The sequence below is a fragment of the Pseudomonas sp. S04 genome, assembly GCF_009834545.1.
Lineage (GTDB): Bacteria > Pseudomonadota > Gammaproteobacteria > Pseudomonadales > Pseudomonadaceae > Aquipseudomonas.
Map to the genome: position 1 here is coordinate 4,032,044 of NZ_CP019427.1, position 13,209 is coordinate 4,045,252.

Annotated in this window: 12 protein-coding genes; all 12 read left to right on the forward strand. The window is 60.6% G+C overall.

Translation table 11 applies throughout. The annotated features are described in order from the left end of the window. Positions 1-58: 58 nt before the first annotated feature. Complete coding sequence (mnmA, locus tag PspS04_RS17795) at positions 59-1,183, forward strand: tRNA 2-thiouridine(34) synthase MnmA (RefSeq protein ID WP_095165224.1); 1,125 nt, start codon at positions 59-61, stop codon at positions 1,181-1,183. Continuing rightward, complete coding sequence (gene hflD, locus PspS04_RS17800) at positions 1,180-1,803, forward strand: high frequency lysogenization protein HflD (RefSeq protein ID WP_095165225.1); 624 nt, start codon at positions 1,180-1,182, stop codon at positions 1,801-1,803. Before mnmA ends, hflD begins: the two co-directional genes overlap by 4 nt. A 124-nt stretch (positions 1,804-1,927) precedes the next feature. Then, entirely contained in the window at positions 1,928-3,298 is a 1,371-nt protein-coding gene (gene purB, locus PspS04_RS17805) for an adenylosuccinate lyase (protein WP_095165226.1), read from the forward strand. 86 nt (positions 3,299-3,384) lie between these two features. Beyond that, the gene (locus PspS04_RS17810; protein WP_095165228.1) at positions 3,385-4,554 is read left to right on the forward strand and encodes a ribosomal protein uL16 3-hydroxylase; all 1,170 of its coding nucleotides are present in this window, start codon (positions 3,385-3,387) and stop codon (positions 4,552-4,554) included. After that, complete coding sequence (locus PspS04_RS17815) at positions 4,547-4,972, forward strand: GNAT family N-acetyltransferase (protein WP_095165229.1); 426 nt, start codon at positions 4,547-4,549, stop codon at positions 4,970-4,972. Before PspS04_RS17810 ends, PspS04_RS17815 begins: the two co-directional genes overlap by 8 nt. A gap of 229 nt (positions 4,973-5,201) precedes the next feature. Then, positions 5,202-5,939 carry a secretin N-terminal domain-containing protein gene (locus PspS04_RS17820; protein ID WP_159996940.1) on the forward strand — a complete coding sequence of 246 codons (738 nt, stop codon included), beginning with the start codon at positions 5,202-5,204 and terminating at the stop codon, positions 5,937-5,939. 496 nt (positions 5,940-6,435) lie between these two features. After that, positions 6,436-7,761, forward strand: coding sequence for an isocitrate lyase (aceA, locus tag PspS04_RS17825; RefSeq protein ID WP_008032724.1), 1,326 nt, complete (start codon positions 6,436-6,438; stop codon positions 7,759-7,761). A gap of 556 nt (positions 7,762-8,317) precedes the next feature. Then, a complete protein-coding gene (locus PspS04_RS17830) occupies positions 8,318-8,731 on the forward strand; it encodes an NADH-quinone oxidoreductase subunit A (protein WP_007905050.1) in 414 nt (137 codons plus the stop codon). Between the two features lie 10 nt (positions 8,732-8,741). Then, on the forward strand, positions 8,742-9,416 hold the full coding sequence (locus tag PspS04_RS17835) for a NuoB/complex I 20 kDa subunit family protein (protein WP_093421209.1): 675 nt from the start codon (positions 8,742-8,744) through the stop codon (positions 9,414-9,416). A gap of 72 nt (positions 9,417-9,488) precedes the next feature. Then, positions 9,489-11,273, forward strand: a complete 1,785-nt coding sequence (gene nuoC / locus PspS04_RS17840; RefSeq protein ID WP_095165240.1) for an NADH-quinone oxidoreductase subunit C/D — start codon at positions 9,489-9,491, stop codon at positions 11,271-11,273. Between the two features lie 2 nt (positions 11,274-11,275). Next, positions 11,276-11,773, forward strand: a complete 498-nt coding sequence (nuoE, locus tag PspS04_RS17845) for an NADH-quinone oxidoreductase subunit NuoE (protein ID WP_008020715.1) — start codon at positions 11,276-11,278, stop codon at positions 11,771-11,773. Continuing rightward, entirely contained in the window at positions 11,770-13,125 is a 1,356-nt protein-coding gene (nuoF, locus tag PspS04_RS17850) for an NADH-quinone oxidoreductase subunit NuoF (RefSeq protein ID WP_159996942.1), read from the forward strand. Before nuoE ends, nuoF begins: the two co-directional genes overlap by 4 nt. Positions 13,126-13,209 lie beyond the last annotated feature (84 nt).

The window sequence follows — 13,209 nt, forward strand, 5'->3', positions numbered from 1 at the left end:
CTTGCGGGCGCCAGCCTGTTAGAATCGCGTCCTTTTTCAAGACACTCATTAAATTCCCATGCGTGATCCAGCCCCTTCTGACACCCAATCGAAGCGCGTCATTGTCGGCATGTCCGGCGGCGTGGACTCTTCCGTTTCCGCCCTACTGCTGATCGAGCAGGGTTACCAGGTGGAAGGCCTGTTCATGAAGAACTGGGAAGAGGACGACGGTACGGACTACTGCACCGCCATGGATGACCTGGCCGACGCCCAGGCCGTGTGCGACAAGATCGGCATCAAGCTGCACACCGCCAACTTCGCCGCCGAGTACTGGGACAACGTGTTCGAGCACTTCCTGGCCGAATACAAGGCCGGACGTACGCCAAACCCGGACATCCTGTGCAACCGTGAAATCAAGTTCAAGGCGTTCCTCGATTACGCCATGATGCTCGGCGCCGACCTGATCGCCACCGGTCACTACGTGCGCCGCCGTGACATTGATGGCCGCACCGAACTGCTCAAGGGCCTGGACCCGAACAAGGACCAGAGCTATTTCCTGCACGCAGTCGGCGGTGAACAGATCGCCAAGACCCTGTTTCCGGTCGGCGAACTGGAAAAGCCGGAAGTCCGCGCGATTGCCGAGAAACACGACCTGGCCACGGCCAAGAAGAAAGACTCGACCGGCATCTGCTTTATCGGTGAGCGGCGTTTCAGCGACTTCCTCAAGCAATACCTGCCGGCCCAGCCAGGCGAAATCAAGACCACTGAAGGTGAAGTGATCGGTCGCCACCATGGCTTGATGTACCACACCATCGGCCAACGCCAGGGCCTGGGCATCGGCGGCTTGAAAGACGCCGGCGACGAGCCCTGGTACGTGCTGGTCAAGGACCTGGAGCACAACGAGCTGATCGTGGGCCAGGGCAACAACCACCCATGGCTGTTCTCCGGCGCCCTGCTCGCCTCCGAGATCTACTGGGTCAACCCGGTCGACCTGAGCCAGCCGCGCCGCCTGACCGCCAAGGTCCGCTATCGCCAGGGCGACCAGCTCTGCACCCTGGAACAAACGGCGACCGGCTATCGCGCCACCTTCGATGAACCGCAACGCGCGGTCACGCCCGGCCAGTCCGTGGTGTTCTACGACGGTGAGATCTGCCTCGGTGGCGGTGTCATCGAAGTCGCAGAGCCCTGGAGCAGCAAGGCATGAGCCCCACTCAGGAGCAATTGACCGCGCTGGGCGGTGTCTTCCTGGCCGCTGTGCTGGTGGACAAGATCGCCAAGACCGGCCAGGTCAGCGAAGCCGGCCTGACCTGCATGCTCGGCAGCCTGCTGATCCGCGACCCCAAGGACACCCTGGAAGTCTACGGCGGCGACGACCTCAACCTGCGCGAAGGCTATCGCGCGTTGATTGGCGCCCTGGAGCGCGACCCCAGCACCCTGCAGCGCGAACCACTGCGCTACGCCCTGTCGATGCTCGGTCTTGAGCGGCAACTGGCCAAGCGCGAGGACATGCTCGCGGAAATCGGCAAGCGCCTGCCCCAGATCCAGTCCCAGGTTGAACACTTCGGCCCGGCGCACGAGAACGTGATTGCCGCCTGTGGCGCCCTGTACCAGGACACCCTGAGCACCTTGCGCCAGCGCATCCAGGTGCACGGCGACATGCGCAACCTGCAACAACCCAGCAATGCCTCGAAAATCCGCGCCCTGCTGCTGGCCGGCATCCGCTCGGCACGCCTGTGGCGGCAACTGGGTGGGCACCGCTGGCAGTTGGTGATCAGCCGTCGCAAATTGCTCAAAGAACTTTACCCATTGATGCGCAACGAATAAGTCGCATCAAGGGTCATGTACACCGTGTTAGGCGTAATACGCTGGTCAGTTGGCAACGGACCGGCGGATTTTTTCATGTATGATACGCGCCCCATTTCGTTGCCCGACTGTCCGAGAACACCCCATGCAGCTCTCTTCGCTCACTGCGGTTTCCCCTGTTGACGGCCGCTACGCCGGCAAAACCCAGGCCCTGCGGCCAATTTTCAGCGAATACGGCCTGATCCGTGCTCGCGTCCTGGTGGAAGTGCGCTGGCTTCAACGCCTGGCCGCCCACGCTGCCATCCCTGAAGTGCCAGCCTTCTCCGCGCAAGCCAACGCCGTTCTCAACGAACTGGCCGAGAACTTCTCGCTGGAGCACGCCGAGCGCGTCAAAGAGATCGAGCGCACCACCAACCACGACGTCAAGGCCATCGAATACTTGCTCAAAGAGCAAGCGGCCAAGCTGCCGGAACTGGCCAACGTCAGTGAGTTCATCCACTTTGCCTGCACCAGCGAGGACATCAACAACCTGTCCCACGCGCTGATGCTGCGCGAAGGCCGTGATGACGTGATGCTGCCGCTGATGCGCCAGACCGCCGAAGCCATCCGTGAACTGGCGATCCGCTTCGCCGACGTACCGATGCTGTCGCGCACCCACGGGCAACCGGCTTCGCCGACCACCCTGGGCAAAGAGCTGGCGAACGTGGTGTACCGCCTGGAGCGCCAGATCGCCCAGGTCGCTGCCGTGCCACTGCTGGGCAAGATCAACGGCGCCGTAGGCAACTACAACGCCCACCTGTCGGCTTACCCGCAGATTGACTGGGAAGCCAACGCCCGCGCCTTCATCGAAGACGAACTGGGCCTGGGTTTCAACCCGTACACCACGCAGATCGAGCCGCACGACTACATCGCCGAGCTGTTCGACGCGATCGCGCGTTTCAACACCATCCTGATCGACTTCGACCGTGACATCTGGGGCTACATCTCCCTGGGTTATTTCAAGCAGCGCACCATCGCTGGCGAAATCGGTTCCTCGACCATGCCGCACAAGGTCAACCCGATCGACTTCGAAAACTCCGAAGGCAACCTGGGTATCGCCAACGCACTGTTCCAGCACCTGGCGAGCAAACTGCCGATTTCCCGCTGGCAGCGCGACCTGACCGACTCCACCGTACTGCGTAACCTCGGCGTGGGTTTTGCCCACAGCGTGATCGCGTACGAAGCCAGCCTCAAAGGCATCAGCAAGCTGGAGCTCAACGCGCAGAAAATCGCCGCTGACCTGGACGCCTGCTGGGAAGTGCTGGCCGAGCCGATCCAGACCGTGATGCGCCGCTACAACATCGAAAACCCGTACGAAAAGCTCAAAGAATTGACCCGCGGCAAGGGCATCAGCCCTGAAGCGCTGCAGACTTTCATCGATGCACTGGACATGCCTGCCGAGGCAAAGGCCGAGCTGAAACTGCTCACCCCGGCCAACTACATCGGTAACGCAGTCGAGCAAGCTCGACGCATCTGATCGACCGCTTGACCCGTTTGAGACGCCCGGCAGCGCCGGGCGTTTTTATTCCCGTCTGAAAAGTGCTTTTTTTCAATAGGTTACACATGAATCCTGATATTCCTCTGCAACTTCTGGGCGGCATCACTGCACGCGAGTTCCTGCGCGACTACTGGCAGAAAAAACCGCTGCTGATCCGCCAGGCAATCCCTGACTTCGAAAGCCCGATCGACGCCGACGAACTGGCCGGCCTGGCCCTGGAAGAAGAAGTCGAATCACGCCTGGTCATCGAGCACGGCGAGCGCCCTTGGGAATTGCGTCGCGGCCCGTTCGCCGAAGACGAATTCAGCAAGCTGCCGGAGCGTGACTGGACCCTGCTGGTGCAGGCTGTCGACCAGTTCGTGCCGGAAGTCAGCGAACTGCTGGAAAACTTCCGCTTCCTGCCGAGCTGGCGCATCGACGACGTGATGATCAGCTTCGCCGCCCCAGGTGGCAGTGTTGGCCCGCACTTCGACAACTACGATGTGTTCCTGCTGCAAGGCCATGGCCAGCGCAACTGGAAAATCGGTCAGATGTGCGACTCCGAGAGCCCGCTGCTGCAACACGCCGACCTGCGCATCCTGGCCGACTTCGAAGCTACCGACGAGTGGGTCCTGGAGCCGGGCGACATGCTCTACCTGCCGCCACGCCTGGCCCATTGTGGCGTCGCCGTGGATGACTGCCTGACCTATTCGGTAGGCTTCCGCGCGCCGAGCGCCGCTGAAGTGCTGACCCACTTCACCGACTTCCTCAGCCAGTTCCTGCCGGACGAAGAACGCTACACCGACGCCGACGCACAACCGGCTGCCGACCCACACCAGATCCAGCATGACGCTCTCGACCGCTTGAAAGGCCTGCTGGCCGAGCACATGAGCGACGAGCGCCTGTTGCTGACCTGGTTCGGCCAGTTCATGACCGAGCCGCGCTACCCGGAGCTGGTAGCAGGCCCGGAAGATGTGACCGAGGACGACTTCCTTGGCGCCCTGGAACAAGGCGCAGTGCTGATTCGCAACCCGAGCGCGCGCCTGGCCTGGTCCGAAGTCGACGACGACCTGCTGCTGTTTGCCAGCGGCCAGAGCCGTTACCTGCCAGGCAAGCTGCGCGAGTTGCTGAAAATGATTTGCGCCGCCGATGCGCTGCATGTCGACAACCTCGGCCCATGGCTCAGCGACGAAGACGGCCGCGGCCTGCTGTGCGAACTGGTCAAGCAAGGTAGCCTGGGGTTTGCCGATGAATAAGATTCGCGTACGTGTCGCAGACTGGCAAAAGGATAACGCCGAGATCCGGCGCATTCGTGAAGCGGTATTCATCGCCGAGCAATCGGTTCCACCCGAGCTGGAATGGGATGCCGACGACGCAAGCGCCGTGCACTTCCTCGCATTTGAAGGCGACTTTCCAATTGGTACTGCCCGCCTGCTGTCCGACGGCCACATCGGCCGGGTCTCGGTGCTCAAGGACTGGCGCGGCCTGAAAGTCGGCGACGCCTTGATGCAAGCAGTGATCGGCGAAGCCGAGGAGCGCGGGCTCAAGCAGCAGATGCTCAGCGCCCAGGTGCAGGCCACAGCGTTCTATGAGCGCCTGGGCTTCAAGATTGTCAGTGAAGAGTTCCTCGAAGCCGGGATTCCTCATGTCGACATGGTGCGTGACTCGGCTTGAAACCGGGTTGCGGCCATCGCGGGCAAGCCCGCTCCCACAGGGCTTGCCCATGACCTTGTGGGAGCGGGCCGGGCGGCGCTCCGCTTGCCCGCGATAGCACTATCAGAACCACCCAGAACGCCCCGCCATCCAACGATGCCGGGGCGTTTTGCTGTCGACGATTCAACTTGCTCCACCGCAGGCCGACAAACTGGCACTATCAAGACACTTGAATGCGGAGATAACGGATATGTCCCTACGCGCCCTGCTCACCACCCTGCTGCTCGGCTGCAGCTTTGCGGCCATGGCGGCGACCGAAGTGGTGCCGCTCAACCACCGCACCAGCGCCGACCTGCTCCCCGTGGCACAGAATTTCATCGGCAAGGACGGCACCGTCAGCGCCTATGGCAATCAACTGATTGTCAACGCAGATCCCGCCAGGATCGACGAACTTAAGGCCCTGCTTAGCCAGCTCGACACCGCGCCAAAACGCCTGCTGATCACCGTCGACACCAACCAGAACAACCAGCAGGACAGCAGCGACCAGCAAACGCAGATCATCAGCTACAGCACCGCCAGTCGCGAAGGCGGCATCCAGCAGATCCAGGCCAGCGAAGGCGTGCCGGCACTGATCCAGACCGGCCAGAGCGTCCCGCTCACCAGCACCGGGACCGACACTTACGGCCGCCTGCAAAGCCAGACCGAATACCGCAATGTCACCCAGGGTTTTTACGTGACCGCCAGCGTCACCGGCGAAACCGTGCACCTGGCCATCAGCACCAACCGTGACCGCATGAGCCAGGAACGTCCCGATGTAGTGAATGTGCAAAGCACCGACACAAGTGTCAGCGGCCGCCTGGGCCAATGGATCACCCTGGCCGGGATCAACCGCCAGACCCAGGCCGATAAACAGGGCATGACCCGTACCTATGGGACCCAGGGCCGGGATGACCTGAGCTTGCGGGTGAAAGTCGACACCTTGGACTAACTCACCGAAAACTGACTGATTAGTCGTATTAGACCAAAGATGTAGTGCTTGAAAAAAAGCACTACAAAACGTTTGACGAGGCAAAAAAGCAAAGGCATGATGGCCTCGCTCCCGCTAATCAGAGGCCCTGGCAAGGGCCTTCGAAGCGTTGCTTGCAACCACCCTGCGAGCCGTTTCGTGTCTGTACCGCCCACAAGGTGTGTTTGACGAGGTTGCCGACTGGAACGAAGTTGTCCCGAGGGACGGAAGCGTAAATAGGTAACCCGGCACACCACTGATGTTCGCACCAGGCCCACGACGCCCGAATGCGCCCGACAGCTCGCCCTTACCTGCTCAGCCTCCATCCTCGAGCCCATCGTTCATCCCGTCGCCACCCCCGCCAAACCCGCCTTGACCGGCCAAGCTTCTGGTCAGCGAGCAGCCTGTTACGCCTTTTGACACGCGTACCCGGCAAACGGAATTTTCCACCAAGACCTATGCGACGAGGTTTATCTCCATGGCACTGACACGCGAACAGCAAATTGCAGCCCTCGAAAAAGACTGGGCTGAAAACCCACGCTGGAAAGGCGTGACACGCGCTTACTCCGCTGCTGACGTCGTCCGCCTGCGCGGCTCGGTTCAACCTGAGCACACCTTTGCAAAACTGGGCGCCGAGAAGCTGTGGAACCTGGTGACCCAGGGCGCCAAGCCGTCCTTCCGCCCTGAGAAAGATTTCGTCAACTGCATGGGCGCCCTGACCGGCGGCCAGGCTGTACAACAAGTCAAAGCCGGTATCCAGGCGATCTACCTGTCTGGCTGGCAAGTGGCCGCGGACAACAACTCCGCCGAATCGATGTACCCAGACCAGTCGCTGTACCCGGTTGACTCGGTACCGACCGTGGTCAAGCGCATCAACAACTCGTTCCGTCGTGCTGACCAGATCCAGTGGAAAGCCGGCAAAGGCCCGGGCGACGAAGGCTACATCGACTACTTCGCACCCATCGTGGCTGACGCTGAAGCCGGTTTCGGCGGCGTCCTGAACGCCTACGAGCTGATGAAGAGCATGATCGAGGCAGGCGCTGCCGGCGTCCACTTCGAAGACCAACTGGCCTCCGTCAAAAAATGCGGGCACATGGGCGGCAAGGTACTGGTTCCTACCCAGGAAGCTGTACAGAAGCTGACCGCTGCTCGTCTGGCAGCTGACGTCGCCGGTACTCCGACCATCATCCTGGCCCGTACTGACGCTAACGCCGCTGACCTGCTGACTTCCGACTGCGACCCGTACGACCAGCCATTCGTGACTGGCGAACGCACCCAGGAAGGCTTCTACAAAGTGCGCGCCGGCCTGGACCAGGCCATCGCTCGCGGCCTGGCTTACGCTCCGTACGCCGACCTGATCTGGTGCGAAACCGCCAAGCCGGACCTGGACGAAGCTCGTCGCTTCGCTGAAGCGATCAAGAAGGAATACCCGGACCAACTGCTGTCGTACAACTGCTCGCCTTCCTTCAACTGGAAGAAGAACCTGGACGACGCGACCATCGCCAAGTTCCAGCGCGAACTGTCCGCCATGGGCTACAAGCACCAGTTCATCACCCTGGCTGGCATTCACAACATGTGGCACAGCATGTTCAACCTGGCGCACGACTACGCCCGCAACGACATGACTGCCTACGTGAAGCTGCAAGAGCAGGAATTCGCTGACGCTGCCAAAGGCTACACCTTCGTGGCGCACCAGCAGGAAGTGGGCACTGGCTACTTCGACGACATGACCACCGTGATCCAGGGCGGCTCGTCTTCGGTGACCGCACTGACCGGCTCCACCGAAGAAGAACAGTTCCACTGATCGACTTCGCCTTGAGCACACGGCCATCGCAGACCTGGTAGAAAGCTAACTGCAATGCCGAAAATCTGACGCCCCGACTGGTTCGGGGCGTTTTTTTTGCGTGGGATCCCACGAACACCGTGCGCGCCCCTCCCACAGGACGCATGAAGCAAAACATTGATCCAGAGCGGTGTCGGCAATGGTCAAAACGGTTAAAACCTGCCCCCGGGCAACTTGCTGTAGCAGGCAAGTAACCGTAACTTTGCGCTTACCCGGCCGTGGAATAGTTTAAAAACCGCTACAAATAATATTGATTATCATTCAGCTCAAACTATATTCATTGCAACAGCCACAAAACATAATTAACAAAACCCCGGCTAATGCCCGTACCGCACGGGCTGCAGGGCCTCGCAGGTGCGCTATGTCCTTATTCCTATAAATAATTTCGCTATAGGAATTTTACTTGCACGGTGTTTAGCCATAAAATCACCGCGATTGATTGCGCTGCGACATATCGTCACTGCTTTATTTCTTTATCAAGCTCAGAGACCCTTGCTCTCTGTTAAGGATTACCAGCATGCCCGAAGCGACAGGACTCATGGCCCACAACTGGGGCTTTGCCATTTTCCTTCTGGGTGTCGGCGGCCTTTGTGCCTTCATGCTCGGCGTCTCCAGCCTCCTCGGGTCAAAAGCCTGGGGCCGCAGCAAAAACGAACCGTTCGAGTCCGGCATGCTACCTACAGGTGGCGCCCGCTTGCGGCTCTCAGCCAAATTCTATCTGGTCGCGATGTTGTTCGTGATCTTCGATATCGAAGCCCTCTTTCTCTTTGCATGGTCTGTGTCCGTCCGCGAAAGCGGCTGGACCGGATTCGTCGAAGCTCTCGTTTTCATAGCAATTCTGTTGGCAGGTCTTGTCTACCTATTTCGAGTGGGCGCCCTTGACTGGGCTCCGGAAGCTCGTCGTAAGCGGCAGGCGAAGCTGAAACAATGAGGCTTTGGCAATGCAATACAATCTCACCAGGATCGACCCGGATGCTCCTAACGAGCAGTACCCGATCGGCGAGCGGGAAACCGTTTCCGATCCGTTAGAAGATCAAGTCCACAAAAACATCTACATGGGCAAGCTCGAAGACGTGCTGAACGGCGCGGTCAACTGGGGACGTAAGAACTCCCTGTGGCCGTACAACTTCGGCCTTTCGTGCTGCTACGTGGAAATGACCACTGCCTTCACGGCGCCCCACGACATCGCGCGCTTTGGCGCCGAGGTTATCCGGGCATCGCCGCGCCAGGCGGATTTCATGGTTATCGCCGGTACCTGCTTCATCAAGATGGCGCCGATCATTCAGCGTCTCTACGAGCAAATGCTCGAGCCGAAGTGGGTAATCTCCATGGGCTCGTGCGCCAACTCCGGTGGCATGTACGACATCTACTCCGTGGTTCAGGGAGTGGACAAGTTCCTGCCCGTGGACGTCTACGTGCCTGGCTGCCCGCCCCGCCCTGAAGCTTTCCTGCAAGGCCTGATGCTGCTGCAGGAGTCGATTGGCCAAGAGCGTCGCCCGCTTTCCTGGGTCGTCGGCGATCAAGGCGTGTACCGCGCCGAGATGCCTTCGCAAAAGGAACAGCGCCGCGAACAGCGAATCGCAGTCACCAACCTGCGCAGCCCCGACGAAGTCTGATCCAGATCTGTTCCTGCAAAGAAACCGAAAACTGGCTTCATTCTTTACGTTGACCGAAAGCGATAAATAACCATGACTACAGGCAGTGCTCTGTACATCCCGCCTTACAAGGCAGACGACCAGGATGTGGTCGTCGAACTGAACAACCGCTTTGGCCCTGAGGCATTCACTGCCCAGCCTACCCGCACCGGCATGCCGGTGCTTTGGGTTGCCCGTGCCAAACTCGTCGAAGTCCTGACCTTCCTGCGCAACCTCCCCAAGCCGTACGTCATGCTCTATGACCTGCATGGCGTGGACGAGCGTCTGCGCACCAAGCGTCAAGGGCTGCCTGGCGGCGTCGACTTCACCGTGTTCTACCACCTGATGTCGATCGAACGTAATAGTGACGTAATGATCAAGGTCGCTTTGTCCGAGAGCGACCTCAGCGTGCCGTCCGTCACCAGCATCTGGCCTAACGCCAACTGGTACGAACGTGAAGTCTGGGACATGTACGGCATCGACTTCAAAGGTCACCCGCACCTGTCGCGCATCATGATGCCGCCGACCTGGGAAGGTCACCCGCTGCGCAAGGACTTCCCGGCCCGTGCCACCGAGTTCGACCCGTTCAGCCTGACCCTGGCCAAGCAACAGCTTGAGGAAGAAGCCGCGCGCTTCAAGCCTGAAGACTGGGGCATGAAACGTTCCGGGGCGAATGAGGACTACATGTTCCTCAACCTGGGTCCCAACCACCCTTCGGCTCACGGTGCGTTCCGCATCATCCTGCAGCTGGACGGCGAAGAGATCGTCGACTGCGTACCGGACATCGGCTACCACCACCGTGGTGCCGAGAAAATGGCCGAGCGTCAGTCCTGGCACAGCTTCATCCCGTACACCGACCGTATCGACTACCTCGGCGGCGTGATGAACAACCTGCCGTACGTGCTCTCGGTCGAGAAGCTGGCCGGCATCAAGGTGCCCGAGAAGGTCGACGTCATCCGCATCATGATGGCCGAGTTCTTCCGGATCACCAGCCACCTGCTGTTCCTGGGTACCTACATCCAGGACGTCGGCGCCATGACCCCGGTGTTCTTCACCTTCACCGACCGCCAGAAGGCGTACACGGTGATCGAGGCCATTACCGGCTTTCGCCTGCACCCGGCCTGGTACCGCATCGGCGGTGTCGCCCACGACCTGCCACGCGGCTGGGAAAAACTGGTCAAGGACTTCGTTGAATGGCTGCCAAAGCGCCTCGACGAGTACACCAAGGCCGCCCTGCAGAACAGCATCCTCAAGGGTCGGACCATTGGCGTCGCTGCCTACAACACCAAAGAGGCCCTGGAATGGGGCGTCACCGGTGCCGGCCTGCGTTCCACCGGTTGCGATTTCGACCTGCGCAAGGCGCGCCCGTACTCGGGCTACGAGAACTTCGAGTTCGAAGTCCCGCTGGCAGCCAATGGCGATGCCTACGACCGCTGCATGGTGCGCGTCGAAGAAATGCGCCAGAGCATCAAGATCATCGACCAGTGCATGCGCAACATGCCGGAAGGCCCGTACAAGGCGGATCACCCGCTGACCACGCCGCCGCCTAAAGAGCGCACGCTGCAGCACATCGAGACCCTGATCACGCACTTCCTGCAAGTTTCGTGGGGCCCGGTGATGCCGGCCAACGAATCCTTCCAGATGATCGAAGCGACCAAGGGCATCAACAGTTACTACCTGACGAGCGATGGCGGCACCATGAGCTACCGCACCCGGATTCGTACTCCAAGCTTCCCGCACCTGCAGCAGATCCCTTCGGTGATCAAAGGCAGCATGGTCGCGGACTTGATTGCGTACCTGGGTAGTATCGACTTCGTTATGGCCGACGTGGACCGCTAAGCATGAACAGCACGCTTATCCAGACAGACCGTTTCACCTTGAGTGAAACCGAGCGCTCGGCCATCGAGCACGAGTTGCATCACTACGAAGACCCGCGCGCGGCGTCGATCGAAGCCCTGAAGATCGTCCAGAAGGAACGTGGCTGGGTGCCCGATGGCGCCCTGTACGCCATCGGCGAGATCCTCGGCATCCCGGCCAGCGACGTTGAAGGCGTGGCGACGTTCTACAGCCAGATCTTCCGCCAGCCAGTGGGCCGCCACATCATTCGCGTCTGCGACAGCATGGTCTGCTACATCGGCGGCCATGAGTCGGTGGTCAGTGAAATCCAGAGCAAACTGGGGATCGGCCTCGGCCAGACCACTGCCGACGGTCGTTTCACCCTGCTGCCTGTCTGCTGCCTCGGCAACTGCGACAAGGCGCCGGCGTTGATGATCGACGACGACACTTTCGGTGACGTACAGCCTGCTGGCGTTGCCAAACTGTTGGAGGGCTACGTATGACCCTGACTTCCTTCGGCCCGGCCAACCGCATCAAGCGCTCGGCAGAGACCCATCCGCTGACCTGGCGCCTGCGTGACGACGGCGAGGCCGTATGGCTCGACGAGTACCAGGCCAAGAACGGTTACGCCGCGGCACGCAAGGCCTTCGCCGACATGGCCCAGGACGACATCGTCCAGACCGTGAAAGACGCCGGCCTCAAGGGTCGCGGTGGCGCGGGCTTCCCCACGGGTGTGAAGTGGGGCCTGATGCCCAAAGACGAATCCATCAACATCCGCTACCTGCTGTGCAACGCGGATGAAATGGAGCCCAACACCTGGAAAGACCGCATGCTGATGGAGCAACTGCCCCATCTGCTGATCGAAGGCATGCTGATCAGCGCCCGCGCGCTGAAAACCTACCGTGGCTACATCTTCCTGCGTGGCGAATACACCACCGCCGCCAAGCACCTCAACCGTGCCGTGGAAGAAGCCAAGGCCGCTGGCCTGCTGGGTAAAAACATCCTCGGTTCGGGTTTTGATTTCGAGCTGTTCGTGCACACCGGCGCCGGGCGTTACATCTGCGGTGAAGAAACCGCACTGATCAACTCCCTCGAAGGCCGTCGCGCCAACCCGCGCTCCAAGCCACCCTTCCCTGCCGCCGTAGGCGTGTGGGGCAAGCCGACCTGCGTGAACAACGTTGAAACCCTGTGCAACGTGCCGGCGATCATTGCCGACGGCGTGGACTGGTACAAATCGTTGTCCCGCGAAGGCAGCGAAGACATGGGCACCAAGCTCATGGGCTTCTCCGGCAAGGTCAAGAACCCGGGCCTGTGGGAGCTGCCATTCGGCGTTACCGGCCGCGAACTGTTCGAAGACTACGCTGGCGGCATGCGCGATGGCTTCAAGCTCAAGGCCTGGCAGCCAGGCGGCGCCGGTACCGGCTTCTTGCTGCCGGAACACCTGGACGCACAAATGTACGCCGGCGGCATCGCCAAGGTGGGCACCCGTATGGGTACCGGCCTGGCCATGGCGGTGGACGACAGCGTCAACATGGTGTCCCTGCTGCGCAATATGGAACAGTTCTTCGCCCGTGAGTCGTGCGGTTTCTGCACCCCTTGCCGCGATGGCTTGCCATGGAGCGTCAAGCTGCTGATGGCTATCGAGAAAGGCGAAGGCCAACCCGGTGACATCGAGACCCTGCTGGGTCTGGTCGGCTTCCTCGGCCCAGGCAAGACCTTCTGTGCTCACGCACCGGGTGCCGTGGAGCCATTGGGCAGCGCTATCAAATACTTCCGTCCAGAGTTCGAAGCCGGCATCGCGCCTATCAGCGCCGCCGTCCCGCCCCTGGCAAGGCCGATCGTAATCGGCGCGTAACGCTTAACAAGGCGAAGGGTCCGTGCCCTTCGCCTTCTCGTGTGATGACGCCGCCCGCGGCTGTTTTGACTCACGCGAATGACA